At 65.7% G+C, this 25,476-nt stretch carries 21 protein-coding genes; 1 reads left to right on the forward strand and 20 read right to left on the reverse strand.

The genetic code is table 11. The features are described 5' to 3' along the window. The first annotated feature begins 280 nt into the window (after positions 1-280). Positions 281-3,385: a DEAD/DEAH box helicase gene (locus AB7532_RS13015; protein ID WP_441239260.1), complete on the forward strand. Its 3,105-nt coding sequence runs from the start codon at positions 281-283 to the stop codon at positions 3,383-3,385. Between the two features lie 7 nt (positions 3,386-3,392). On the opposite strand, the gene AB7532_RS13020 is transcribed toward AB7532_RS13015, so the two are convergent. The 20 genes from AB7532_RS13020 to AB7532_RS13115 all read right to left on the reverse strand — a co-directional run bounded on the left by AB7532_RS13020 (position 3,393) and on the right by AB7532_RS13115 (position 25,458). After that, entirely contained in the window at positions 3,393-4,019 is a 627-nt protein-coding gene (locus AB7532_RS13020; RefSeq protein WP_441235186.1) for an FMN-dependent NADH-azoreductase, read from the reverse strand. A 3-nt stretch (positions 4,020-4,022) separates the two neighbouring features. Beyond that, a complete protein-coding gene (locus AB7532_RS13025; RefSeq protein WP_441235187.1) occupies positions 4,023-5,600 on the reverse strand; it encodes an isochorismatase family protein in 1,578 nt (525 codons plus the stop codon). Positions 5,601-5,622: 22 nt separating this feature from the next. Then, positions 5,623-6,471, reverse strand: coding sequence for an N-acyl homoserine lactonase family protein (locus tag AB7532_RS13030; RefSeq protein ID WP_441235188.1), 849 nt, complete (start codon positions 6,469-6,471; stop codon positions 5,623-5,625). A gap of 29 nt (positions 6,472-6,500) precedes the next feature. Beyond that, a complete protein-coding gene (locus tag AB7532_RS13035; RefSeq protein WP_441235189.1) occupies positions 6,501-7,385 on the reverse strand; it encodes an amidohydrolase family protein in 885 nt (294 codons plus the stop codon). Then, positions 7,382-8,503 (reverse strand): vWA domain-containing protein, encoded by a 1,122-nt coding sequence (locus AB7532_RS13040; RefSeq protein ID WP_441235190.1) that lies wholly within the window; start codon positions 8,501-8,503, stop codon positions 7,382-7,384. Before AB7532_RS13040 ends, AB7532_RS13035 begins: the two co-directional genes overlap by 4 nt. Beyond that, entirely contained in the window at positions 8,500-9,381 is an 882-nt protein-coding gene (locus AB7532_RS13045) for an AAA family ATPase (RefSeq protein WP_441235191.1), read from the reverse strand. Before AB7532_RS13045 ends, AB7532_RS13040 begins: the two co-directional genes overlap by 4 nt. Positions 9,382-9,390: 9 nt before the next feature. Further along, entirely contained in the window at positions 9,391-10,413 is a 1,023-nt protein-coding gene (locus AB7532_RS13050) for a xanthine dehydrogenase family protein molybdopterin-binding subunit (RefSeq protein WP_441235192.1), read from the reverse strand. Next, positions 10,414-12,006, reverse strand: coding sequence for a xanthine dehydrogenase family protein molybdopterin-binding subunit (locus tag AB7532_RS13055; protein ID WP_441235193.1), 1,593 nt, complete (start codon positions 12,004-12,006; stop codon positions 10,414-10,416). A 12-nt stretch (positions 12,007-12,018) separates the two neighbouring features. Then, on the reverse strand, positions 12,019-12,495 hold the full coding sequence (locus AB7532_RS13060; RefSeq protein WP_441235194.1) for a (2Fe-2S)-binding protein: 477 nt from the start codon (positions 12,493-12,495) through the stop codon (positions 12,019-12,021). 6 nt (positions 12,496-12,501) lie between these two features. Then, the gene (locus tag AB7532_RS13065) at positions 12,502-13,320 is read right to left on the reverse strand and encodes an FAD binding domain-containing protein (protein ID WP_441235195.1); all 819 of its coding nucleotides are present in this window, start codon (positions 13,318-13,320) and stop codon (positions 12,502-12,504) included. Continuing rightward, entirely contained in the window at positions 13,321-13,764 is a 444-nt protein-coding gene (locus AB7532_RS13070; RefSeq protein WP_441235196.1) for an SRPBCC family protein, read from the reverse strand. Between the two features lie 5 nt (positions 13,765-13,769). After that, positions 13,770-14,207, reverse strand: coding sequence for an SRPBCC family protein (locus AB7532_RS13075; protein ID WP_015686997.1), 438 nt, complete (start codon positions 14,205-14,207; stop codon positions 13,770-13,772). A 10-nt stretch (positions 14,208-14,217) separates the two neighbouring features. Then, on the reverse strand, positions 14,218-17,124 hold the full coding sequence (locus AB7532_RS13080) for a flotillin domain-containing protein (RefSeq protein WP_441235197.1): 2,907 nt from the start codon (positions 17,122-17,124) through the stop codon (positions 14,218-14,220). A 26-nt stretch (positions 17,125-17,150) separates the two neighbouring features. After that, complete coding sequence (locus AB7532_RS13085; protein WP_441235198.1) at positions 17,151-17,984, reverse strand: phosphoenolpyruvate hydrolase family protein; 834 nt, start codon at positions 17,982-17,984, stop codon at positions 17,151-17,153. A 3-nt stretch (positions 17,985-17,987) separates the two neighbouring features. Beyond that, the gene (locus tag AB7532_RS13090) at positions 17,988-20,204 is read right to left on the reverse strand and encodes an ABC transporter permease (protein ID WP_441235199.1); all 2,217 of its coding nucleotides are present in this window, start codon (positions 20,202-20,204) and stop codon (positions 17,988-17,990) included. Beyond that, positions 20,197-20,979, reverse strand: a complete 783-nt coding sequence (locus AB7532_RS13095) for an ABC transporter ATP-binding protein (protein ID WP_441235200.1) — start codon at positions 20,977-20,979, stop codon at positions 20,197-20,199. Before AB7532_RS13095 ends, AB7532_RS13090 begins: the two co-directional genes overlap by 8 nt. Next, the gene (locus tag AB7532_RS13100) at positions 20,972-22,060 is read right to left on the reverse strand and encodes a branched-chain amino acid ABC transporter permease (protein WP_441235201.1); all 1,089 of its coding nucleotides are present in this window, start codon (positions 22,058-22,060) and stop codon (positions 20,972-20,974) included. The genes AB7532_RS13095 and AB7532_RS13100 overlap by 8 nt, the downstream gene beginning before the upstream one ends. Before the next feature lies 1 nt (position 22,061). Next, on the reverse strand, positions 22,062-23,072 hold the full coding sequence (locus tag AB7532_RS13105) for a branched-chain amino acid ABC transporter permease (RefSeq protein ID WP_441235202.1): 1,011 nt from the start codon (positions 23,070-23,072) through the stop codon (positions 22,062-22,064). A gap of 176 nt (positions 23,073-23,248) precedes the next feature. Continuing rightward, a complete protein-coding gene (locus tag AB7532_RS13110) occupies positions 23,249-24,076 on the reverse strand; it encodes an AraC family transcriptional regulator (protein WP_441235203.1) in 828 nt (275 codons plus the stop codon). Positions 24,077-24,207: 131 nt separating this feature from the next. After that, positions 24,208-25,458 (reverse strand): ABC transporter substrate-binding protein, encoded by a 1,251-nt coding sequence (locus tag AB7532_RS13115; protein ID WP_441235204.1) that lies wholly within the window; start codon positions 25,456-25,458, stop codon positions 24,208-24,210. Positions 25,459-25,476 lie beyond the last annotated feature (18 nt).

The following is a 25,476-nucleotide window of genomic DNA, read 5'->3' on the forward strand; positions in this document are numbered from 1 at the left end:
GGCGCCTAGGCCCGATTTGTGTGATCGACGGAGCTCTGCGGAAGGGCTCGCCGTCGCACGCCTCTGTTTACGAAACAAAGTTGGATACACATTGGCGCCCACCAGGAAAGCCCGGGCCACGACCGGCGCGAAAAAGGCAAAGAGCAAAAGCTCGAAGAGCGTAAGCTCGAAGACCAAGAGCTCGAAGACCAAGAGCTCCAAGAGCAAGGGTTCAAAGAGCAAGGACTCGAAGAGCAAGAGCTCATCGCGTTCCACGGTCTCCTCCTCTTCGCCGCTCGGCATGCTGGCGCTGCATCTGCGCGAGCAGTGGGAGAGGTCTGGCCGCGACGGTCTCGTGTTTCTCTGCGACGACGAGAGCCGGGCGGAACGGCTGGGCGGTGTGATCCATGCGCTCGATCCGTCGGTCGATGTGCTGGTGTTCCCGCGGCTGAACAATCTGCCGTTCGACGGTCTGGAGCCGTCACGCGAGATCGCCGGGCGACGCAGCGCGGTGCTCCGGCGCCTTGCAAGGACCAAGAAGCCCGTGTTCCTCGTGTCCACGGCGGAAGCGATCATGGAACGGCTGCCGCTGCCGGCGAGCTGGTCGAAGACCAGCCTCAGCCTGAAGGTCGGCGGCGCCTTTTCGGAAGCCGAGCTGGAGCCCCGCCTGGAAGCACTCGGTTACGATCTCGACGAAGAGGCGGAATATCCGGGCGGCGTCCTGTTCCATGGCAAGACGTTCGAGGTATTTCCCGCCGGCGCGCTCGGTCCGTTCAGGATCGAGCATTCCGACAATGTCTTGCGCAAAATCGTCGCCGTCGATCCGATCGAGCATGAGGTCCTCTATGAGACCAAGGAATTGCTGATCGATCCGATGTCCGAACAGATCGCGTTCGGGGGCAAGCGTGGAGCGCGGGCGACGCTGCCGGATTATTGCGATCGCGCGCGCTGGATCGTGGATGCCGGCGTGCCGGGCCATGCCGACAGCTGGATGGGCACGATCGAGGAGGCGGCCGGACGCAGGGATGCCGAGCGCGAATATCTCGGACGCGACGAGTGGAAGCGGCTGAAGAAGCGCATGAGCGTGCTGCCGCAAAAGTCGCCCTTTACGCCGACACCGGATTTCTCCAAGGCCGCCTCGCCGCGAAAGATCCTCCGCGGCTTCATCGCGGATATGCAGAGCGCGGGCTCTCAGCTGTTGTTCGTCGCAGCGGTCGAGGATGACCTTCGCGCGATGGAGCGGATGAGCGGCATCAAGGCGGAGCGCTGCGCCGATTGGAACGAGGCGACCAAGGACGGCGATCGCGATACGGCGCTGCTCGCCGACTTCGATGCCGGTTTCGTCGGAACGGGACGCAAGCCGCTGGTCGTCGTGACGGCGTCCGACGTGCTCGGCAGCAGGGCGCATCATCCGCAGCCGATGGCGCGGACGTGGACGGCTGCCTTCGAACATCCGGACGTGCCGGAGCGCGGCGCGGCGGTGGTCCATTTGCAACGCGGCCTTGCTTTGCTCGACGGCTTGCAGACCTTCGACATGGGGAAGGGATCGCGGCGCGAGATGGTCCGGCTTGCGTTCGCGCAGGACAACGCGGTGCTCGTGCCGCCGGCCGATCTTGCCCAGATCTGGCCGTATGCGGCCGAGCCGGGGAAGCTGGCGCGGGACAAGGCCGACGGCAGCACATGGTGGGCGCGTCGAACCGAGGCCGAAGCTGAAATTCAGGTCGCCGCCAAGGCGCTCGCAAAACACATCAGCCAGCGCCAGCGCCGCCGCGCGCCGAAACTGGTTGCGCCAGGGCCGCTCTATGAGAGGTTCGTCGCGCGCTTTCCGTATTTCACGACGGTGGACCAGGCGAAGGCCATTCAGGACGTGCTCGATGATCTCGCGGCAGGCCATCCCATGGACAGGGTGGTCTGTGGCGACGTCGGGTTTGGCAAGACCGAGGTGGCGCTGCGCGCGGCCGCTGCCGTGGCGCTGTCGGGGAAACAGGTTGCGATCGCGGTGCCGACGACCGTGCTGGCGCGGCAGCACGTCGAAACCTTCCGCAAGCGCTTCGGTCCGCTCGGCATCGAGGTCGGCAGCCTGTCGCGAGCGACCTCGGGGCCGGAGACGCGAGAGACCAAAGAGGGCTTGCGAAGCGGCCGGCTGAAGATCGTGGTCGGCACGCAGGCGCTGTCTGGAAAAGATGTGAAGTTCGCCGCTCTCGGACTCGTCATCATCGACGAAGAGCAGCATTTCGGGGCGGCGGAGAAGGCCAAGCTTTCAGGCATCGCGAAGAACGCGCATACGCTCTGGATGAGCGCGACGCCGATCCCGCGTACGCTCGCTGCGGGCCTTGCAGGCTTCCGCGATCTCAGCGTGATCGCGACGCCGCCCGTTCACCGGCTTCCGATCGTGACCAAGATCGCGCCGCTGTCGGATGCGGCCATTGCCGGAGCACTGCTGCGCGAGCGGCGGCGGCACGGACAGAGTTTCCTGATCTGCCCGCGCATCCAGGATCTTGAGCCGATGCTGACGCGTGTGCAAGCGCTGGCTCCCGACCTCCGCATCGTCTGTCTTCATGGCAAGATGCCTGTCGACGAGCTCGACGACCGCATGATGAGTTTCGTCGATGGCGAAGCGGATGTGCTTCTGGCGACCAATATCGTCGAAAGCGGTCTCGATATTCCGCGCGCAAACACCATCGTGGTGTGCTGGCCCGAAAAATTCGGTCTCGCGCAGCTCCATCAGCTTCGAGGACGAGTGGGGCGCGGCGGCACGCGCGCCTTCGCCTATCTCTTGACGGAATCGGCATCGGGGCAATCCGAGAAACGTCTGGCCGTGCTGGAAGAGTTCAGCAAGCCCGGCGCGGGCTTCGCCATCAGCGAGCGCGACCTCGACCTCAGAGGGGCGGGCGATCTGTTCTCGGAGCAGCAGTCCGGGCACGTGCAGGTGTTCGGACCGGTACTGTACAGTCATCTGCTGAAGCTCGCCGCGGAAAGAATCAACGACTCAGGCGCCTTCCTGTGGGTGCCCGATCTCAATCTGCCCGTCGGCGACATGTTGCCTGAAGGTTATGTGCAATCGGCCGCGATGCGGCTCGAGATCTACGGCCGCGCCGCCAGATGTCGAAGCGACGACGATCTGGAGGATCTGGAGGAGGAGATTTCGCGGCGTTTCGGCCGGCTCCCACCGGAGGCGCGCGACTTCTTTGCAGCGGCCAGACTCAGGATCGATTGCAAGCGGCGCGGCATCGTCAGGCTCGATCTCGGGCCCGAGGCCGTTGCCGCGACGTTCCTCCCGGGGCGGTTGCGAAAGAGCAAGGCGAAATCGCTCCAGCGCGATGGAGATCGCGTCGTCTATGCCGGAAACGGGCACGAGGATGCCTTCGACCGGGTCGAGGAGCTCTTCGAGCTTCTCGACGAGTGAACGCAACTCAGAACCGCTTGGCCATGCCGGCGAGACGGCGGTGCGCGGTGTCGCGGGCGGTACGGATCGGTTCGGCCGGGCCTGCGGTCGGGCCGATCGGCACGAAGCGCACGTCGCTGACGCCGATGAAGCGGAGCGCCTCGCGCAAATAGGGCGTCGCCATGTCGATGCGGCCGCGGTTCATGCCGGTGGCAAAGTCGCTGCCGGAAGCGAGGATGACAATGGTCGGACGGTCCTTCAGCAGCGGAAGATAGCCCTGGTTCGGATCGAAACGGAACGTCAGACCGGGCTGGATGACGATGTCGAACCAGTGCTTCAGCTTGTAGGGGATGCCGAAATTCCACATCGGCGTCGAAATCAGGACACGATCGGCCAGCGAGAACCGAAGCGCCATCCGTTCGGCTTCGGCAAAGCTGTTGCGCTGCGCGTCGTCGAAGGCCTGCGCTTTCATGCGCGCATATTTGGCGTCGACGATGGGACCGGCGAACTCCGGCAACCGCTCCTGCCAGAGATCGACGACGTCGATATCCCAGTCCGGTCGCGCCTGACGAAAGCCATCAAGGAATACGCCCGCGCCGGCGCTCGATTCGGAGTCGGTGCGCGGCGAGCAGGAGAGGTGCAGAAGCTTTGACACCGTTCATCCCAGCGCTCTGATCACGGCGTCCGCTCGCGTGACGATTGCGACATTCTGCATGGCAAAGTTGATCGAGGCCGAGTGCCAGTCGGCGTTCATGGTCGAGCAGCAATCCTCCGGCACGATCATGAAATAGCCCTTGTCGGCACCGGTGCGTGCGGTGTGCTCGACCGACATGTTGGTCCAGGCGCCGGTGTTGATGATCATGTCGCGGCCGGTGGCTTTCAGGATTGTTTCCAGGCGAGTGCCTTCCCAGGCGCTCATCCGCATCTTCTCGACGACGAAATCGCCGGGGCGGGGCTCGAGGCCGGACACGGGCGCCGCGCCCCAGCTGCCACGCACCATCGCCTTGCTGTCGACGAGGCCCTCGAACAGTGGTGCGTTCAGCGTCACGCCGGGCGCGCCGGGCTCGACCACGAACCAGACATGGATGATGGCAACGCCGCGGGTCCGCGCGGCTTCCGCCAAGCGCCGGACGTTCTCGACGACTTGCTGCTGCTTTGCGTGTCCGGGCGCTCCCGATTCGGCGAAGGCACCGCCATCCATGATGACGTCGTTCTGGAGATCCTGGATGATCATGGCGCAGCGGTTTGGATCGAGCCGCATCTCACCGTCGGTGAGGATCGGCGTCGCAGCCACAGGACTCGCGCTCGCGGTCCCGCCGCTGCCGGGCCTGCCACTCATATAGGGCTCGTGGCGCGGCCCTGTCTTGGTCGGGATGGCGTAGACCGAACGCGTCGAAGTCAGGTACAGCGTACGAAAATCCGGTCCGCCCCAGGTGAGGTTTGCGACCATCTCGGGCACGCGCACTTTTCCGAGCAGCTCCCCGCGTGGCGAATAGACCCAGACGCCGCCGGGCGCGGTGACCCAGACATTGCCGTGATGGTCGCACTTCATGCCGTCGGGCAGGCCGGGCTCCAGTTCCGAGCGGATGCCGCTCGCGAACACGCGTGCGTTCGACAGCGTGCCGTCGGAGTGGACGTCGAACACGCGGATCAGCGCCTGCACGGTATCGTTGACATAGAGCAGCTTTTCGTCAGGCGAAAAGCACAGCCCGTTCGGCTGGTCGAACAAATTGCGGTCCACGACGAGCTTCGGCTCACCGCCGGGGACCAAGCGATAAACGCCCTGGAAGCCGAGCTGGCGCGGCCGCTCGACGCCATAGACCGGCATGCGGCCATACCAGGGATCCGAGAAGTAGATCGTGCCGGACGAGTGCACGCAGACATCGTTGGGGCTGTTGAGCTCCCGTCCGCCAAAATGCGAGGCCAGTACCTCGCGCCGTCCGTCCGGCCGTTCACGGACCAGCGACGAGGTCGCATGCTCGCAGACGATCAGATTGAGCTCGGCATCGTAGGTCATGCCGTTGCATTGGTTCGACGGACGCTTGACCTCGGCGACGCCGCGCCGTGCATCCCAGCGCCGGCGGACGTCGCCCGGCATGTCCGAAAACAGCAGATAGTGATCGACCGGATGCCAGATCGGCCCTTCCGTGAAGTCAAAGCCCGTCCCGACCTGCGCGACCGGCGCGTAGGGGTCGATCAGCGTCTCGAATTCGGAGCGCAAGGTGACGTGGGTCATCGGTCGATATCCTCAGGTCACGTCACGCCGGGAACCAGTTGCGTGCGGGCAGGGACTGCACGATGGGTCCGGGGACCTGGTCGTGCAGCCGCCCCACGACGTTGCCGCCCTCGATCTTGGCCGGACGGTCGTGCACCGGCAGCAGATAGCGCGAATTGCTCAGCAGCTTCTTGATCGAGGCCTTCTCCGCGCGCTTGCTGGTGCCGTGGTTACCGGTGGTGCGCGGCTCCCAGTCATGGATCTCGTTGAAGGGCGTGACGATCTGGTCGTTGAAGTCGTAGATCACGTCGCCGCAGATGGTGGCGATGCCGTCGGCGGTCTCGACGATGACGTTCATCGATCCCTCGGTGTGGGCGTTGGCGGCATCGCAATAGACGCCGGGCATCAGCTCGATCGGGCCTGTGATCTCCAGGTCAAGGAGGCGCAACGCGCTCTTGGTATGCAGGCGGTCGATCAGATGCTTGATGTCGGGCGCAGGATATTGCGGATGCATCAGGCCGGAGACGGAATATTCGAGCTCCTTGCGGTTGACGACCACGGTCGTGTTCATCGGGAATAAATCGTCCTTGCCGGCGTGGTCGATGTGCAGGTGGGTGTGGCAGACGAAGCGGACGTCACCCATGCGGACGCCATGGCGCGCGAGCTGGTTCTCGATCATGTGCTCGTGGTACTGCAGGCCGCGCATGCCCAGCGTCTCCATGATCTGGTTGGAGCGATAGCCGGTGTCGACCACGACCGGGTACTTGCCGCCGAGGATCAAAAAGCCGAGCGTGAGGACGCGGCGGGTGCGGCCGCAATCACGGCCGAGAACCAGAAAGCTCGATTCCAGCTCGATATCGCCGTAGTCCAGAATCTTGATCTCCAGCGCCATTCTTTGCCCTCCCTGTTGTTTCTTGTCTGTCAAAGCCGGTAGACGCGCGTTGCCGTCATCCTGAAGATCGCGTCCTGTTGCTCTGGACTGAGCGGCGCGGCCGCCGCGCGGAACGCGGCGACGAGCTCGCGGTAGCTGGTCCATAATTTCTCGATCGGAAAGTTGGAGCCGAACAGGCAGCGATCGGCACCGAAGATTGCGACGGTGTCCATGACCAATGCGGCGATATGCGCGGGATCGTTGCGGTGAATGAAGGTGCCGAGCCCCGAGAGCTTCGAGACTACATTCGGGCACGTCGCGAGCCGGGCCATCCCGGCACGCCAGGCTGCACGTCCCGCCGATGAGAGATCCTCGAGCATGCCGGCGTGCTGAAGGATGAAGGTCACCTTCGGGCAGGACTCCGCGAGCTGCGCGGCGTCCGGCATTTGCGGCGTGAAGACCTGAAGGTCAAAACTCCAGCCGTAGTTGGCGAGATGCGCAATGTTGCGGCGGATCACGGGATCGACGCTGAGGTCGGGCCGGGCCGCGAAGCGATAGAGCGGATTCTCGTGCCAGTGCAGTTGCATCCGCACGCCGCGGACCAGCGGATAGCGCTTCAGCCGGTCGAGTTGCGGGCGCACGTCGTCCACGCCGAAATTGGCGTAGGCGACGATGGCGTGCGGCCAGCCGTGTTCGTCGGCGGTCTGCTGGACCCAGGCCGTCTCGTCCTCGAAACGGTCGTTGGCCCAGTTGGTCTGGACGTAGACCGAGCGGTTGACGCCGGTGCCCTTGAGGTCGCTGAGATATTCCTCGATCGGATAGTCGCGCCGGATCGGCTCGTAGGGTCCGAAGATGCGGGGTTGCATGGGACCGGTCAGCCAGGGCAGGTCGGCCTGCCGCCAGATATGGTGATGCCCGTCGACAATCTCGGTCACGCAACTCTCCTTCGTCCCAGTGCCAGTATATGCGTGACGATCGACGCGCTCGATCCGCCATCGACGAGATCGTCGACATGGCGCGCGATCGCCATGAGCGCTTCGGTCTGAGGACGGAAATCCGACCCGGTCGCGAGCGGCGTCAGCCAGCTCACGCGCCAGGCCCGTCGCGACAGCTTTGCCACTGCGTCGCGCAGGGCGTCAGGCTCGCCGCGCTCCAACCCGTCCGAGACGACGACCACGGCTGCCCCGCGTGCATAGCCGCCGAAGCGGGGTACCGCGAGGAAGGCTTGCAGCGCATCGCCAATGCGGGTGCCGCCGTCCCAGTCACTGACGAGATGCGCGACCGCATTCAGGGCCTGCTCGCGGCGTTTCAACCGCAGCGCGCGGGTGATGCGGGTCAGCCGCGTGCCGAAGGTGAAGACCTCGACACTGGGTGCGGCCTGCACCAGCGCATGGGCAAGTTTCATGTTCTCTTCGCTGCGGCTCTTCATCGAGCCGGAGACGTCGATCAGCAGGAGGAATTTTCGCGGGCGCTGGCGCCGCTTCATCCGCCCGATCCGCAGGATCTCGCCGTCGCTGCGGACGCTGTCGCGCAAGGTACGGCGTAGGTCCGCAAAGGGACCATTGCGGGCGCGCATGCGGCGGTGGCCACGCCGTCGCGGCAAGCGCCTTGGGGCCTCGCGCGCCAGGCGGCGCAGCGTGTCGGTCGTGGAGAGCTGCGCGAAGCGGCGCTCGACCAATGCCTCGGTGCGCGTTGCGGTGAGGCCGGACTCGTTCGCATCGTCGGAAAGCAGCGGCTCCTCGTCGCCGCGGCCTTCTTCCTGAAGCCGGATGGTCTCGTCGTCTTCGCCGTCGTCGGCATGTTCGAGCGCTTCGCTGCCGCGGAAGTGGAGATCGAACAGGCGGTCGAAAGTGGCACGGCGCTGGGGCGGTGGGGCGAGGGTCGCGAGTGCTGCCTGCCTGATATCCCCGAGGTCGCGCGGGCCTAGCAACTGGATCGCCGTAAGGAACGCGGTGGTCTGCTCCGGCGCGACGGCAAAGCTGTTGGCACGCAGCAATGCAACGAACGACACAAAGACGCGCGCGGCGCGCGGGAGCTGGGGATCAGTGCTCATGCGGTTGCCTCTGCGAGCATCGCGTCGAGCCGGGGCGAGATGAAGTGCAGATCCTCCTCGTCCTTCAACGCCGTGCCGATGGACCGCCTGAAGGCGTCGGGCCAGCGCGCACCGCCCTTGTTGAGGAGCGTTGCTGCTTCGGCCCAGTCGACGGCCTCGGCAATGCCGGGCGCCTTGCTGAGCGGCTCGCGCCGGAGCTTGCCGACGGCTGCGACGACGGCACGGGCGGTAGCTTCGGCAACGCTGGAGGCCCGCAGCATCACGATGCGCGCTTCGCGCTCTTCGGTGGGATAGTCGATCCAGTGATAGACGCAGCGGCGACGCAAAGCTTCATGCAGATCGCGTGTCCGGTTCGAGGTCAGCACAACGACGGGGCGCTCAGCGGCGCGCACCGTGCCGCGCTCGGGGATCGAGATCTGGAAGTCGGACAGGAATTCGAGCAGGAAGGCCTCGAACTCCTGATCGGCGCGGTCGATTTCGTCGATCAGGAGCACGGTGGAATCAGGCGCGCGCAGCGTCGCCAGCATGGGGCGTTCGATCAGGAACGTCTCGCCGTAGATGTCGATGCTCTCGTCGCCGGCCTGGCGGATCGCGAGCATCTGGCGCGGGTAGTTCCACTCATAGAGTGCCGCGGAGGCGTCAATGCCCTCGTAGCATTGCAGCCGGATCAAGCGCCGGCCGAGCACGGCGGCGATGGCCTTTGCCGCTTCGGTCTTGCCGACGCCCGGGGCGCCCTCGAGCAACAGCGGCTTCCCAAGCGCCAGCCCAAGATAGGCGGCCGTCGCAAGGCCCTCGTCGGCAAGGTAATAGGCTGCGCGGAGCGCCTTCTCCAGCGCCTCCGGGCTGTCGATGCCGACGATGTTGCTGCGGACCGCCATAAAAGACCTCTAGCGCCGCGCCTGGGGCCGCGCGCCGCCCTGGGCCTTTATCGCGCGCAACACCTTTTCAGGCGTGATCGGCAGATCGTCGATGCGTACGCCGACCGCGTTGAAGATCGCGTTCGCCACCGCCGGCAGCACCGGGTTCGCGCACATCTCGCCAGGACCTTTGGCACCGAACGGGCCGTCAGGAGCTGGACGCTCGAGCACCGCGATGTCATGTGGGCAGATGTCGCCCGGGCCGGGCATCAGGTATTCGACGAAGTCGCGTGGGCCGTGGATGGGCTCCGGATAATAGGGCTCCGGTGTCTCGTAAAGCGCATGGCTGACGCCCATCCAGGCACCGCCGACGAGCTGCTGTTCGACCAGACGCGGGTTGAGCGCGCGCCCGAGCTCATAGGCGGAATCCATTCGCACCATCGCGACCTCGCCGGTCTCGTCGTCGACATCGACCTCGGCCACGAGGCAGGCATGCGCATAGCAGGTCGCGGGCGACATCTCGCCGGTTTCCGGATCGACATTCGAGAGCGGCACCAGAAAGATGCCGCGGCCGGAGATGGTCTTGCCCTGCTTGAACTGTGCGGCGATCGCGACATCCTTGGTCGAGATCGAGCGGTGCGGCGCGCCCTTGACGTGGATGTTGCCGCGCCCGTCGGTATCGAGATCGGTGGCGTTGACCTCGAGTTCCTCGGCGGCGGCCTCCATCATCACGCCGCGGGCCTCGCGCGCCGCCGCCATCACGGCGTTGCCGACGCGGTGGGTGCCCCTCGAGGCGAACGAACCCATGCAATGCGGGCCGGTGTCGGAATCCGCGGTGTCGACATAGACATCCTCGACCGGCACGCCGAGCGTCTCCGCGCAAATCTGCCGCGTCACTGACTTCATGCCCTGTCCCAGGTCGATCGACGACAGTGCCACCGTGAACTTTCCGCTCGGGTTGGAGTGCACCAGCGCCTGGCTGGGGTCGCCGCCGAGATTCATGCCGATGGGATAGTTGATCGACGCGATGCCGCGTCCGCGATGCCGGGCCATCTAGCGCCTCCTGGTGCCGAAGACGGAGGAGAAACGGGTCGCGCCATGCGAGGGCGCGGTGGGACGTGGCGCAGGCGGCGGCGGAGCCGGTGGTGGGGGCTCACGCGGCGGTTCGCGGGTGACGGTCGGCGGAAGCCGGTCATAGCTGGTGCGCTGCTGCGCCGGAGCAACTGGTCGCGCGCGCCCATCAGTCGGTGTCGGCGGAATCACGGCGCGGCTGCCGCCGCCGTCCTTGCGCGAGGATGCCCGCTTGAACTCCTCGCGGAGCGGCCATTTTGCCTTTTCGGCCGCGACCTGGACGCATTCGATCAGCGCGGTGTTCTTCGCCTCGCGCCGGTGCGCCTTCATGTCGCCGTCGCGATAGGCGTTGAGGATGCGGAACTCCATCGGGTCCATGTTGACGAGATGCGCCAGCTTGTCCATCTGGCACTCGATGGCAAAATCCATCGCGGTGACGCCGAAGCCGCGCATGGCGGTGGCGGGTGTGCGGTTGGTGAAGACGCAGTAGACGTCGCCATAGACGTTCGGGATGGTGTAGGGCCCCGGCAGATGCGCGGCGCATTTCACGGCGGCGTAGCTGGACAGCCGCGTATAGGCGCCGCTGTCGAAATAGGCGCGAATCTTGCGCGCGACGACGCGGCCGTCGCGCATCACGCCGTCCTTGATGTAGATTCGCTCGGCGCCGCGCGGCGGGCCGTATTGCATCTCCTCCTCGCGACCGAACACGTAGCGCACGGGACGCCCGGTCAGCATCGCGCCGAGAATGGCGAGCGGTTCGGTCAGGGTATCCACCTTGCCGCCGAAGCCACCGCCGACGGTGCCGCCGATGAAATGGAAGGTGTTGGAGGGGACGTCCAGGATCTTGGCGCAGGTGTCGACCGAGAAGAACAGCGCCTGTGTCGAGGTGTACACGACATAGCGGCCATTGGTGTCGGGCGCCGCGATCGCGCCGTTGGTCTCGGTCGGCGCGTGCTCGATCGGCGACATCTGGTAGCGCTGCTCGAGCACATGATCGGCCGTCGCAAGCGCCGCGTCGGCATCGCCGAAGCGCAGCTTCTGGTGGTCGTAGGTCTCGTGATAGGTGAAGGTGTTCTTGGGATAGGTCTCGTTGACCACGGGCGCGCCGGGTTTCAACGCGTCCTCGACGTCGAACACGGCTGGCAGCGGCTCATAGTCGACCTTGACCTTGGCGACCGCCTCGAAGGCCTCGTGCTCGCTGTCGGCGACGATGGCGACGATCGGCTCGCCCTTGTATCGGACCTTGTCCACGGCCAGCGACGGCTCGTCGTCCTTGCCGAAATTGATCAGGCTGAGAAGTGTGTTGAGATTGACCGGCACGTCAGCGCCGCGAATGATCCGGCGCACGCCGGCCGAACGCTCGGCCTCTGATGTGTCGATGCGGCGAATCCGTGCATGCGCCTGCGTCGATCGCACGACCTTCAGATGCAGCATGCCTTGCAGTTTATGATCGTTAAAGTAGCTCGACGTGCCCGTGACATGGCCGAGCATGTCCTGGCGCTGGGTGCCCTTGCCGATTTCCTTCAGATTATCGTCGCGCTCGTCGGCGAAGATGTCCTTGCGCAGTTCCAGCATGGTCGCGATCCCTTACGCGCTGACCCTACCGCCGGCGGCGGCGAGGATGGCATTGATAATCGGCTCGTAGCCGGTGCAGCGGCAGATGTTGCCGGAAATGGCTTCGACCACGTCGTCACGGCTGGGCGATGGATTGCGGTCGAGCAGGGCCTTTGCGGCCATCAGCATGCCGGGCGTGCAGTAGCCGCACTGAGCCGCAAAATTGTCGGCGAAGGCGCGCTGGAGCGGATGCAGGTTTGGACCCTGCTTCATGCCGTCGAGTGTCTCGATGGAGCGGCCGGCAACAGTTTCCGCCAGTGTCAGGCAGGAGAGATGAAGCTCGCCGTCGATCAGCACGCTGCAGGTGCCGCAGCCGCCCTGGCCGCAGCCGAATTTGGGCGTCATGTCGCCGATCAGTTCGCGCAGCGCGACCAGCAGATTGGTGCCGCCGTCGACGAAGATCGCGACGTCGCGGCCGTTGTGACGAAATTGAAGTGGGATTTTCGACATGGGGCTCTATTCCTGTCCCGAGAGCAGGCGACGCAGATGGACACCGACGATCTCGCGGCGATACCACGCGCTGCCAAGCGCATTGTCGGAGGGCGTTGTTCCCTCAGGCGCGGCGGATGCGGCCGCTGCAATGGTCGCGGCATCCAGCGAGCGGCCCTCCAGCGCGCGTTCGGCGGCGCGGGCGCGGATCTGCGTCGGCGCCATCGAACCCAGTGCGATCCGCGCGCCTGCGATCCGGCCGCCGCTGATCGGAAGATGCGCAGCGAGCGTGATGACCGAGCCGCCCTTCGGCTTGATGCGGGCGATTTTGCGATAGCGGAAGGCTTCGCTGCTCGCCGGGCGGGTGCAGGACACCGACAGGACCAGCGTCCCCGACTGCCGCTCGCGAGCCTGCAGGAATTCCTCGATCGGGATATCGCGCGCGCCGAACCCGCCTGCGACGGCCACGGTGGCATCGAGCGCCAATAGTGCGACTGTGAAATCACCATAGGGATTTGGCGCAAAGAGATTGCCGCCGACTGTCCCCATGTTGCGCACGGCGGGGCCGCCGATCGAGCGGGCAGGGGCGTGCAGGAAGCCGAGGTCGCGCTCGGCGAGGACGCGCGCAAAGGTGACGCCGGCCCCCAGCGTGACCCGCGGGCCGGAGGCATCGATGCGGGTCAGCGCCTGGTCCTGCGCGCGGACGACGGTCGAGATCGCAACGTCGCCCTCATTCAGCGCGCGCATCACCAGCGTGCCGCCGCCGAGATAGCGCGCGCTGCGGTCCGAGGACAGGGCCCCGGCTGCCTCGCTGGCGCTGGTGAACGTCTTCACAGTGATGGCCATCTAGGCGGCCTCCTTCAGATGGCGGCGGATCGCGTCGAACCCGGCCTGGTAAATGTCTTCGGCGACCATATGGGTGATACGGGCGGTGTCGTCGGGCTTGGTCGTGAAGCGCGATTCCCAGTGCCAGAAGGTGCGATCGCCATCGGTCACCGGCAGCAGGCGGACATGGGCGACGTAGTTGAACATCGGGATCGGGGTATCGAGCAGACAATAGCTGAAGCTCTGTTCCAGGTCGGACAGCGCCAGCAATTGCTCGCGCAGCTCCGCGCCGTCCTTGAGCTTGAATCGCCTGATACAGCCGATCTTGTCAGAAGAATGCGCGCGCTCGATCGCGGAGGTCGCGACCGCCGGGTGCCAGCGATCGTGCCCGTTGAAATCGCGCAGCACCGCCCACGCCGCATCGGTCGGCGCGTCCAGGATGGTGCTTTTGACGATATGCGGCACGAGACTCAGCCTCCGAACACACGCTTGAGGGCATCGAACCCGCCCTGAAACACGCCGCCGCCGATATTGCCGACGAGCTCGGTCTCCCGCTCCGGTGCGCAGTCGAACTCGGCGGTCCATTCCACAAAGGTCTGGTCGCCGTCGGTGACGGGCGTGAGCCGCAAGGTCGCGACGTAATTCTCGACGCCCATCGGGGATTCCAGGATCGAATAGGTGCAAAACATGTCGTAGTCGGAGAGCCCCAGAAGCTTCTCGCGGATGCGGTCGCCGTTGCGCAGGCGAAAGTCGCGCACGCAGCCGATCTTGTCCGAGGGCTCGCCGCCCTCGATGCGGCTTTCGGCGATCGCGGGGTGCCAGTTCGGCAAACCGTTGAAATCGCGCACGCGTGCCCAGACGCGGTCGTTGCGTGCATTGACGACGGTGGAAACGTAGACGCGGGGCATAGGTCAGACCTCAGCTCTTTTTCCGCGGACCGCGTTCGGCCGGCGGTTCGCCGCCACCTTCGGTCGGAGGCGGGGAGGCAGCCGGCTTGTCGCCGCCACCACCGCCCTTGCGTGCGGACTCCTTGATGCCCTGCATGTCGCGGGCCTCGCGGATCAGGCCCGGCATTTTCGAGAGACTGCCGCCCTCGACGCCGATGTCGGCCAGGATGGAGTCGATCAGTGGCGCCTGCACGCGGTAGCGCAGCGCCGAGTCGATCACTTCGTCGGTGGCGCTGCGACCGCCATTGCTCCCGCCGCCGTTGCCATTGAGGCCGTCCACCTGAAGGATGCGGATGCCCTCGATCTTCTCCATCGGCTTGACGCTCTCGCGCACGATGCCCTCGATCCGGTCAAGCAGCTTCCGGCGGAACAGCGAGTAGCGGGCCTGGTCAGTGAGCACGTTCTCGGCCTCGTTGAGCATGCGCTGTGCCTCGGCCTCGACTGTGGCGCGGACGCGCTCGGCGTCGGCGGCAATCCGGGTTTCCTCGGCCTGCTTCTCGGCGATCAAAATCTCCACCGTCTTGCGGCGCTTGGCGATCTCGCTCTCGCGCGCGGTGATGACGCGCTCGGTGGCTTCTGTTGCATGCTTCCGCGCTTCCTCGGCCATGGCCTTGGCGGCGGACTCTTCCAGCGATTTCTGGTGAATGGCGATCGCCTTCTCCATCAGGACCGTCTCGACCTCCTTCTCGCGGTTGACCTCGAGCTTGCGCAGCTCGCGCTCGCGGCCGACACGGGCTTCGTCCAGCCCGCGGTCGGAGGCGATGCGCGCGCGCTCGACCTCCTCGCGGGAGGCGATCTCTGCCTCCTGGAGCGACTGGACGCGGGCGACCTCGAGTTGCTCGATCGCGCGGCGGCGTTCGAGCCGGGCGGCTTCCAGCGCCTGCTCGCGCGAAACATCCGTGGTCTCGATTTCCTTGCGGGCGACGATCTCGGCCTGCCGGACCTGGCGATCGGCGTCGATCCGCTCGGACTTTTTCGCGGAGAGGGCGATGACGCGATCCTCGTCGGCGATCTCGATCGCCTTCTTCTGCTCGATATTGAGCACCTCGCGCTTTTTGGACGAGGTGATCCGCTCGGCCTCCAGCGCGAGATCGACGACGATGCGCTGGCGCTCGATGGCATCGCGTCGTTTCAGCTCGGCCGCCTCCAGCACGCCGGTGCGTTCGATTTCGAGGGAGCGGGTATCGCGCTCGGCCTGGATGCGCTCGGCTGCAACCGCCTTCTCCTGCGCGATCCGGGCCGCCTCGATCGCCTCGCGGGAGGCGATATCGGCTTCCTCTACGGCGCGGTTGCGGGCGATCTCTAGCGACCGGACGCGCTCTTCCTGGGCGATGCGCGAGGCCTCGGTGGTCTCGCGCGCGGCGATGCCGGCGACCTCCAGCGTCTGGTTGCGCTCGATCTCCAGCTGTCGCGTGTTCTGCTCGGCAGCGATGCGCTCGGCGGCGAGCGTGCGCTCGCGGGTGATCCGAGCGGCTTCGACCGCGCGCTGCGCCTCGATCTCGGCCTCCTGGATGGTGCGGACCTGCTTGATCTCCAGCGCGCGGGTACGCTCATCGGAGGAGATGCGCTCGACATTGACGATCAGCGTCTGGGCGATGCGGGCCTTTTCGGTGGCTTCGCGCGCGGCGATTTCGGCCTCGTCGACGGCGCGGGTGCGCTCGATCTCGCGGCGGCGCGTCTCCTCTTCGTTGGCGATGCGCGCATCGGTGACGACGCGGTCCTGCTGGATCCGTGCCTTCTCGATAGCCTCGCGGGCGGCAATCTCGGCTTCCTCGATCGTGCGCATCCGCTCGATCTCGCGCTGACGGACTTCGCGTTCGCTGGCAATGCGCGTCGTGTCGATCGAGCGCTGGTTGGCGATGCGGGTCTTCTCGATCTCCTCGCGTGCCAGCAGCTCCTTCTCCTCGATGGTCCGAGTGCGCTCGATCTCCTTCTGGCGGGTCTCGCGCTCGGAGGCGATGCGGGCCTCGGCAATCGCCTGCTCATTGGCGATCCGGGAGCGTTCGATCGCCTCGCGCGCGGAAATCTGCGCCTGCTCGGCCTCGGTCTCGCGCAGCGCGCGTTCGCGGGCAACTTCGGTGCGCTGGAGCGCGCGGCGCATCTCGATGTCACGCTCCTGCTCCAGCCGCGCGGTTTCGCTCTCGCGCTCGATTTCGAGCGCCTGCCGCTCGGCTTCGAGATTGCGGGTGCGGATCTTGATCATCGAGTCCTGCTCGATGTCGTTGCGCAGCTTGCGCCGGGCCTCGATCTCCTGCATCAGCTGGGTCAGGCCCTCGGCGTCGAAGCGGTTCGAGGGGTTGAAGAATTCGAGATCGGTCTGGTCGAGATCGGTGATCGCGACGGATTCCAGCTCCAGACCGTTCTGGGCGAGGGCTTCGGCCGCATTGGTCTTGACGCGCACGACATAGTCACCGCGCCGTTCGTGCATCTCCTCCATGGTCATCTCGGAGGCGACGGAACGGATCGCGGAGATGAACTTGCCGGCCAGCAATGCGTGCAGCTGCTCCGGCTCCATCGTCCGGCGGCCGAGTGTGGCAGCCGCAATCGAGACAGCTTCCCGCGTCGCCTGCACGCGGACATAGAAGTCGGCCTCGACGTCGACGCGCATGCGGTCGCGGGTGATCACGGCATCCTGCCGCGAGCGCACGATACCCATCGGCAGCACGTTCATGTTGACCGGCGTGTAGGCGTGGATGAAGGGCAGCACGAAGGCGCCGCCGTTGATCACCACGCGTTCACCGAGGAAGCCGGTCCGGACGAACGACACCTCCTTGGAGGAGCGGTGATAGAGCCAGTTGACGATGTAGACGCCGACCACGATCACGATGATCGCGACGATCAGCCAGAGGATGAGCTCGCCGACCAGGATCCCTGACATGTTTCCCTCCCTCAATCTTGCAGGCGTTAGCGCGCGCCGATCGCCTTGAATTTGCGGACCTGATCCGTCAGTGCCCGCTCGACCGGCAGCCGCTCCATCGAGGAGGCGCCGTAGAAGCCGTGGCAGTAACGGGTGTTCTTCATGATGAACTCGGCGTCAGCCGGATCCGCGATCGGGCCGCCATGGGCGAGCACCAGAATGTCGGGATTGACGCTCAGCGCAGCCGAGGCCCAGGTGTCGATGCGCGCCGGGCAGTCCTTCAGCTTGGGCGCGGTCTGCGCCCCGATCGTGCCGCCGGTGGTGAGCCCGAGATGGCAGACGATGATGTCGGCGCCGGCGATCGCCATCGCGGCAGCTTCCTTCTCGCTGAAGACATAGGGCGTCGTCAGCAGATCCTTTTCGCGGGCCTTGGCGATCATGTCGATCTCCAGCGCGTAGGACATGCCGGTCTCTTCGAGATTGGCGCGGAACACGCCATCGATCAGGCCGACGGTCGGAAAGTTCTGCACGCCGGAAAATCCGAGCGCCTTGAGTTGATCGAGGAATACGTCCATGTCGCGGAACGGATCGGTGCCGTTGACGCCGGCTAGCACTGGGGTCTTGTTGACCACGGGGAGCACTTCGCCGGCCATCTCCAGCACGATGGCATTGGCATCGCCGTAAGCCATCAGTCCCGCGAGCGAGCCGCGGCCGGCCATGCGGTAGCGGCCGGAATTGTAGATCACGATAAGATCGACGCCGCCGGCTTCCTCGCACTTGGCCGACAGGCCCGTGCCGGCGCCACCGCCGACGATCGGCTCGCCGCGCTTCGCCATCTCGCGAAATCGCTTCAGGAGTGTTGCGCGTTCAAACCGGGCCATCGGTCACCTCGCTAGTCTCCGGCGCGCCCCGGCGCGGCCGAACAGTGTTCGGAACGCGCTTGCGATGGTGGAGGCGAACTCGGGATCGTTGATGTGTTGCTTGACGCGGATGAGCTTGCGGTTGCCAGTCTGCCGCACCGTGCGCTCCAGCGCGCGGAACAGGGCGGTATCAGCCTCAGGGTCCCAGAATGGCTGGCCGCGGGCATCGAGTGCAGAGACGCCGCCCTCGGGCAGGAAGAAACGCACCGGTCCATCCATCTGGTTGAGCCGCTCGCCGATCCAGCGGCCCATCTGCTCGTTCTCCTCCGCAGTCGTGCGCATCAGCGTCACCTGCGGATTGTGGACGTGGAATTTGCGGTCGCGGTAACGCTCGGGGATGGTGTCTGGCGCGCCGAAATTGACCATGTCGAGCGCGCCGACCGAGCCGATATAGGGCAGGCGGCTGCGAATGACCGCGCCGAAGCGATCGTCGGTCGCCGGAAACACCCCGCCCATCAGGAGGTCGCAGATCTCGGTGGTGGTGAGATCGATGACGCCGGCGAGCTGGCCGGAGTCGACCAGCTTCTCCATCGAGCGGCCGCCAACCCCGGTGGCGTGGAACACAAGGCATTCGAAGTCATCGCTCAGATCGGCCGCGATCTTCTGCACCGCTGGCGTGGTGACGCCGAACATGGTGATGCCAACCGACGGCAGGCTGGTGCTGGCAGCGCGTTCCCTGGCCTCGCGCTGATCGAGCCGAGCCTTGACCATTCCGGCGACGGCGTTGGCACCGTTCGACAGCACTGCGCGCGAGATCGAATTGAGGCCCTGCACGTCGGTGACCGAATACATCATGGTGATGTCGGCGGGGCCCACATAGGGCGCGACGTCGCCGGAGGCGACCGAGGAAATGATCAGCTTCGGGACGCCGACGGGGAGGGTGCGCATGGCGGGCGCAACCAGCGAGGCCGCGCCCGAGCCGCCCGCCGAGATCACGCCGGCGGTATTGCCCTGGCGCTTGATCCAATTGGCAAACGCATCCGCCATCGCTGTCACCGCAGCGCCACGATCCGGGCCGAACACGGCGGAGCCGCCGCGGCCGTGGTTCAGCGCGATCTCCTGTGCCGAGACATCGCAAGTCGCGTGCTTGCCGCTGGTGGAGACGTCGACCAGCCGCGTGCGCAGGCCGCTTTCGGCGATGATGTCGCGGATGAAGCGGAGTTCCGTGCCCTTGGTGTCGAGCGTGCCGACGACCAGCACGACCGGCGGCCCGGAGGTCTGTGCAGTCACCGGCTCGCGCTTGCGCCGCGCGGTCTCGTCGAGGCGTGCGACCTGGGTCGACTGCGTGCGGGCAGCTGCTTCGATCCGCCCGATCGGCACTGGCTGGGACCAGCGCGTCGGTGGGGTCGGGTTGGAGATGTAGATGCGGATCGGGCCGCTCGCGCGCGCGGGTTGAGGGGCCGGCCTGGCGTCGGCACCGGCCGCGGGCGCATCGCTGTCCGGCTCCAGCTCGGCGTGAAGGCCGACGCCGAGCAGGCGCTGCTGGAGCTCGCGGTCGGCGGCGAGCCGCACGGAGTCGATGATGCGGTTGATACGGCCGTTGACCATGATCGCGACATTGCGCGAGATCGCGGTCGCCACGCCGATGTTCTGCTCGATCACGAGCACGGCCATGTTGCCATCTTCGCCCAGCTGCTGCAGCATCTCCTCGACCTGGGCGACGATGACGGGCGCGAGCCCTTCAGTCGGCTCGTCCATGATCAGCAGCTGCGGATTGGTGAGCAGTGCGCGCGAGATCGCGAGCATCTGCTGCTCACCACCGGAGAGCTGGCCGCCGCCATGGTCCTTGCGCTCGGCGAGCCGCGGGAAGGTGTCGTAGATGCGCTCGACGGTCCAGGCGCCGGAGCGCATGCCGCCGGCAAGCCGCAAGTGCTCGTCGACGGTCAGCGAGCGCCAGAGCCGGCGGCCCTGCGGCACGTAGCCGACGCCGAGCCGCGCGATGTGAGCGGGCGGCCGCCGCGTGATGTCCTCACCGCGAAAGCGGATCGAGCCGCCGCTCACGGGCACCAGGCCCATGATGGCCTTGCACAGCGTGGTCTTGCCCATGCCGTTGCGGCCGACCACGGAGAACACGCCGGCGTCGAGGGAGAGGTCGACGCCCTGCAACGCATGGGAATGGCCGTAATAGACGTCGAGGCCCCGGACCTCGAGCGCAGCGGGCGCGCGGCGGACCTCACTCATGGCCGCCTCCGAGATAAAGCTCCTGCACCTCGGGGTCGGACTGGATTTCCTCTGGCGGGCCCTCCTTGAAGATGCGGCCGTTGTGCATCATCGTCACGCTCTCGACAACGCGCAGCGCCACGTCCATGTCGTGCTCGATGATGATGTAGCCGATATGCGCCGGCAGCGAGGTCAGGATCTCGACGAGCTCGGCCCGCTCTGTCGGCGAGAGTCCGGCGGCGGGCTCGTCGAACAGCACGAAGCGCGGCGCGCCGGCGAGCGCCAGCGCGATCTCGAGCTGGCGCTGCTGGCCATGCGCGAGCTCGGCGACGCGTTGGTCCTTGACCGCAGTCAGATGCACCGCCTGCACCAGATTATCGGCCGCGTGCATCAGCGCGTCGTTCTGACCGGGACGCAGGAACGAGAACCGGCCGCGCGAGACGCCGCGGCAGGCGAGATAGACATTGTCCTGCACGGTGAGACCGGGAAACAGCGCGGAGATCTGATAGGTCCGCCGCAGGCCGCGGCGAATTCGCTCATAGGGCGGGAAGTGCGTAACGTCCTCGCCGAAGAAGCGGATGGTTCCGGAGGAGGGCGGGAAATCGCCCGTGATGCAGTTGAACAGCGTGGTCTTGCCGGCGCCGTTGGAGCCGAGCACGGCGCGGCGCTCGCCGGGCCGCACGGTGATGGTGACGTCGGTCAGCGCAGCCAGCGCGCCGAACAGCCGCGTTACGCCGCGCAACTCTAGCGCGGCACCGGCGCCGACGGCCGAGAGCCGCTGGGCGACGCTATCCATGGCCGCGCCCTCCGCCTGGGCGATCCGTCTGGGGACGATGGCTCTTGCGCCACCGCTGCCACAGGCCGATGACGCCGTCCGACGACCAGAACACGATGGCAAGGAAGCCGAGCCCGATCAGCAGGCGGAAACGATTGCCGTCGAGCCCGATCTTGACGAGGAAATCCAGTGCGAAGGTGCGCAGCAGGACGAACACCAGCGCGCCGATATAGGGGCCGACCGGCCGGGTGATGCCGCCGACGATGGCGATGATGAGGACGTCGATGCAGGCACCGACACTAACCGTGCCCGGTGAGATCTGCCGATAGTTCCAGACCTGGAGGACGCCGGCCAGGCCCGCGATGAAGGACGCGACCGCATAGGCGGCGACGCGGTGTGCATTGACGTTGAAGCCGAGCGCGGCCATGCGGCGCGGATTGTCGCGCACGCCCTGGAGTGCCAGGCCGAACGGCGCACGGGCGATGTAGTCGACGGCGAAATAGCAGAGCGCGGCGACCGCGAGCACGATGTAATAGAAGGGAATGTCCGCGCGCCAGTTGACGCCCCAGAAATGCGGCGTCGAGACGTTGTTGATGCCGGTGTGGCCGTTGAAGATCGCCCAGTTCTGATTGGTGAAATAGTAGAACGCCGCGCCGATCGCGAGCGTAATCATGATGGTGTAGATGCCCTCGGTGCGCACCGCGAGCGCGCCGCCGAGCGTGCCGAAGATGGTCGCGAGCGTCAGTGCCATCGGCACCGCCAGCCACCACGGCCAGCCCAAGCTGATATTGGCGTTGCCGCTGGCGCCGAACACCGCGACCATGTAAGCGCAAAAGCCCGCGATGGTGAGCTGCATCAGGCTGACCATGCCGCCATAACCGGCCAGGAACATCAGGCTGAGCGCGATGGTGCCGAGGATCAGGGTGCTCGCAAAAATCTCGATCAGGAAGAAGCCGTTGGCGATCAGCGGCATGATCAGGAGGATCGCTGCCACGATCCAGGCCGCGGGATTGTTGATGTCTGGCCATCCACGCACGGCCGGACGCTGTGCCGTCGAACCGGGCTTGTGAACCTCAACGCGGGCATCGTGGGTGACGGACATATCAGCGTCTCGCCAGCAGGCCCTGCGGCCGCACGGCCAGCACCAGCACCATGATCAGGAAGGTCACGACGATGGCGTAGGTCGGGATGTAGACCGAGCCAAGCTGCTCGGCGAGGCCGATGATCAGCGCGCCGAGCGCGGCACCAGGGATCGAGCCCATGCCGCCGACGATCACGACCACGAGGGATGCAAGCAGAAAGCGGATGTCCTCGCCGGGGGAGAGCGACTGGAAGGTGCCGCCGACCACGCCGGCGACGCCGGCAAGGCCCGCGCCAAGCGCAAAGACGAGCACGAAGACGATCTGGATGCGCACGCCGGTCGCAGCAAGAATATCGCGATCGTCGACGCCGGCGCGGATGATCATGCCGATCCGGGTGCGGTTGAGCGCGAGCCACATCGCGACGCCGATGATGACGGACGCCAGGAAGATCACGAGCCGGACCATCGGATAGCGCAAATAGACCGGCTCGCCCGAGGATTTGATCGCCGTGAGCAGCGGCAGCTCGATCGGACCGATCAACCAATTCGGAGTCTGGATCTGGTAGAAATCGCCGCCGCAGGCCCACAGCATCAGATCGGCGAACACGATCGAGAGCCCGATCGTCACCATGGTCTGGCGCAGATCCTGCCCCTCCATGCGGCGGAAGACGAGGACCTGGAGCAGGACACCGACCAGCGCCGTCAGGATGAAGGCGACGATGAACGACAGAACCCAGGACCCGGTCGAGGCGCTGATGGCGTAGCCGACATAGCCGCCGAACAGATAGAGCGACCCGTGCGCGAGATTGACGTTGCGCATCAGGCCGAAGATCAGCGTGAAGCCGCTGGCGACCAGGAAATAAAGACCGCCGAGCGTGATGCCGTTGAAGAGTGCATTGAGGAAGACCCGCTTGCGGCCAATGGCCTCTTCAAGCCCTGCCGGCCACACCGCGAAGATCAACCAGAGCATCACCGCGATCGCGATGATGACGATCAGGGCCCAGGCGGGATGGCGCTCGACAAAGCGGGTCATGGCTTCACCGCGTCCCGCTTGCGGGGCGAGGTCGCACGCAGACCGTTGCCGGCCGCAAGCCATGCCATGAGATGCGCTCCCTATCGGCCGCGATCCTCTTTTCGGGATCGCGTTCCGCACATCCTAACGGGACCGACGGGGGCGCATTTGATCGTGAGTATCTTTTCGCACGCCGGTCAGGCGCGCAAAACCTTGGCCGCGCGGCGATAATCGGTCGGTGCCATCCCGACGTTGGCGGCGAAGAAACGGGTGAAGCCGCTCTGCGAGGAGAAGCCGAGATCGAAGCCGATATCGGCGATCGGCGCCTCGCTTGCCACCAGCGCCTCCAGCGCCTGCTCCATCATCAACGTGTTGAGATAGAGGTGCGGGGTGACGCCGGTCTGGGTGCGAAACAACCGGTAGAAATGCGGCCGCGACAGCCCGGATTCGCGCGCGATGGTGTCGAGCTCGATCTCGGCGCCGGGGCTCTCCGACATCATCTTGATGCATTTTCGCACGCGAAAATCGGTGACGGAGCCGTTCGCACGCGGATCGCGCGCCGCCTGGGCCTGCTGCCAGCTTTCGTCGTAGCAGACGTCGATCAGCCGTCTCAGTTCGCCATCCAGGCTGTTAAGGGAAGGCGCGCCGCACACAAGAGCCGCCGCGTGCCTGATCTGCCTGTCGAGTGCAGCTGAGCGCGTGAACTGGGTGCGGCCGAAGCGCAGGCGGTCGGCGCCGGGCGCATCGGGTGCGAACCACTCGGCGTTGACATAGAGCACGAAGAACACGGCGCCGCCGTCGAGGTCTGACGGCAGGAAATTGTGCGGCTCCCACGGGTTGACCGCAACCACGGAACCTTCGGTGAGCTCGTAGCGTCCATCGTTGACGTCGATGCATGCGGAACGCCCCCCGACATGGAAGATCAAATGACCTTCGCGATGTGCGTGGATATTGAAAGGGCGGTTCAACTGATAGACCGTCGCCCGGCCGAAGCGGCCGTGGAAGACGGCGAGCGCCCGGCTCATGCCTTCTCTCCCAGAAGCTCTTGTCCTTTTTTGATAGCGTTCAACAACCGGGGAGAGAATGCAAGGGCGCACGTGTCGCGCTCTTTGCAAATCTCTCCCCGGTCAGTCATGGCGTCGCTGATGCGACTACGTCAGTACTTCTTACATTCAGGTACTGTACGGCTTGGCAGACCGATCTTGGCGAACACCGCGGGGTCGTAGCCCAGCGTCTGGTTGACGTTCGGGATCACCTTCACGACCTTCGAGAACAACGCGCCCTTGCCGTCGTCGACGACTTCGGTGACGAAGTTGGTGCCGATCGCCTGACGGTTGGAGTCGAGCTTGATCTTGCCGTTCGGCGCATCGAGCTCGATCTTGGCGAGGGCTTCCTTGTACTTGGTCTGGTTGTTGGAGAGATCGCCATTGACCTGACGCAGTGCCAGGATCAGCGCCATCGTCGCGCCGTAATAGTTGGTGGCGAGCAGCGACGGGCTCGGGAAGCGCTTGTTCGGCGGGAATGCGTCCTGATAATCCTTCACGAACTTCTGCCAGCCCGGATTTTCCCAGGTGTCGGCCTGGCCGCTCGCGGCGAGCGTGCCGACCAGCGCGTTCTTGGCGTTGCCCTTGGATGACAGGATGGTCTGGTCGATCATGATCGAGCCGCCCATCAGATGCGCCTTGCCGCCAGCCTGCTGATACTGGTTGAGGAAGTTGACGGCGTCGGCACCGCCGAGGCCGAGATAGATCGCGTCGACGTCGTCGGGCAGGGCGGCGATGACCGAGGCAAAGTCCTTGGTGCCGAGCGGCACCCATTGCCGGTTGGTGACCTGTCCGCCGGCGCCGCAGAACTCGAGCACGAGGCCGAACACCTGGGTGTAGATGAAGGAATAGTCCTCGCCGACGGTCGCGATCTTGCGATACTTCTTCTCTTCATAGGCATATTTGCCGAGGCCGACCTGCCACTGCGCGCCGTCCATGTTGTAGCGGAAGAAGTTCGGCGCGGGATCGACATAGGTCGTTTCCTGGGCGCCGGAGGCGGCGTTGATGAAGGTCAGCTCCGGATGGGTCTTGGCGAAATTCTTGACCGCGATGCCCTCGTCGCCGGATAGCGGCGACAGCAGGATCTGCACCTTGTCCTGCTCGATCAATTTTCGTACGGCCCGGACTGCGGAGTCCGGCGTCGCGTCGGTCGAGGCGATGACGAATTCGAGCTCCTTGTCGCCGATCTTCTTGCCAAGCACGTTGAGGGCCGTCTGAAAGCCGCGGATGCCGTCCTCGCCGAGGACGGTGTAGGTGCCTTCGAGCGTCGCGGTGACGCCGACCTTGATCTTCTCTTGCGCGAAGGCCGTGCCCGACAACAACAGGCTGCTCAACGCGATCAGTCCTAGACTGCCTTTCAACATTGGTCTCCTCCCTGGGGC

This window comes from Bradyrhizobium sp. 930_D9_N1_4 (genome assembly GCF_052076015.1).
GTDB lineage: Bacteria > Pseudomonadota > Alphaproteobacteria > Rhizobiales > Xanthobacteraceae > Bradyrhizobium.

Excerpts from the sequence above, each read along its gene's own strand:
- AB7532_RS13015 (WP_441239260.1), top strand. The coding sequence starts at position 281 with ATGCTGGCGCTGCATCTGCGCGAGCAGTGGGAGAGGTCTGGCCGCGAC.
- AB7532_RS13025 (WP_441235187.1), bottom strand. The coding sequence starts at position 5,600 with ATGACCCACGTCACCTTGCGCTCCGAATTCGAGACGCTGATCGACCCC.
- AB7532_RS13030 (WP_441235188.1), bottom strand. The coding sequence starts at position 6,471 with ATGGCGCTGGAGATCAAGATTCTGGACTACGGCGATATCGAGCTGGAA.
- AB7532_RS13040 (WP_441235190.1), bottom strand. The coding sequence starts at position 8,503 with ATGAGCACTGATCCCCAGCTCCCGCGCGCCGCGCGCGTCTTTGTGTCG.
- AB7532_RS13045 (WP_441235191.1), bottom strand. The coding sequence starts at position 9,381 with ATGGCGGTCCGCAGCAACATCGTCGGCATCGACAGCCCGGAGGCGCTG.
- AB7532_RS13050 (WP_441235192.1), bottom strand. The coding sequence starts at position 10,413 with ATGGCCCGGCATCGCGGACGCGGCATCGCGTCGATCAACTATCCCATC.
- AB7532_RS13055 (WP_441235193.1), bottom strand. The coding sequence starts at position 12,006 with ATGCTGGAACTGCGCAAGGACATCTTCGCCGACGAGCGCGACGATAAT.
- AB7532_RS13060 (WP_441235194.1), bottom strand. The coding sequence starts at position 12,495 with ATGTCGAAAATCCCACTTCAATTTCGTCACAACGGCCGCGACGTCGCG.
- AB7532_RS13065 (WP_441235195.1), bottom strand. The coding sequence starts at position 13,320 with ATGGCCATCACTGTGAAGACGTTCACCAGCGCCAGCGAGGCAGCCGGG.
- AB7532_RS13075 (WP_015686997.1), bottom strand. The coding sequence starts at position 14,207 with ATGCCCCGCGTCTACGTTTCCACCGTCGTCAATGCACGCAACGACCGC.
- AB7532_RS13080 (WP_441235197.1), bottom strand. The coding sequence starts at position 17,124 with ATGTCAGGGATCCTGGTCGGCGAGCTCATCCTCTGGCTGATCGTCGCG.
- AB7532_RS13085 (WP_441235198.1), bottom strand. The coding sequence starts at position 17,984 with ATGGCCCGGTTTGAACGCGCAACACTCCTGAAGCGATTTCGCGAGATG.
- AB7532_RS13090 (WP_441235199.1), bottom strand. The coding sequence starts at position 20,204 with ATGAGTGAGGTCCGCCGCGCGCCCGCTGCGCTCGAGGTCCGGGGCCTC.
- AB7532_RS13095 (WP_441235200.1), bottom strand. The coding sequence starts at position 20,979 with ATGGATAGCGTCGCCCAGCGGCTCTCGGCCGTCGGCGCCGGTGCCGCG.
- AB7532_RS13100 (WP_441235201.1), bottom strand. The coding sequence starts at position 22,060 with ATGTCCGTCACCCACGATGCCCGCGTTGAGGTTCACAAGCCCGGTTCG.
- AB7532_RS13105 (WP_441235202.1), bottom strand. The coding sequence starts at position 23,072 with ATGACCCGCTTTGTCGAGCGCCATCCCGCCTGGGCCCTGATCGTCATC.
- AB7532_RS13110 (WP_441235203.1), bottom strand. The coding sequence starts at position 24,076 with ATGAGCCGGGCGCTCGCCGTCTTCCACGGCCGCTTCGGCCGGGCGACG.
- AB7532_RS13115 (WP_441235204.1), bottom strand. The coding sequence starts at position 25,458 with ATGTTGAAAGGCAGTCTAGGACTGATCGCGTTGAGCAGCCTGTTGTTG.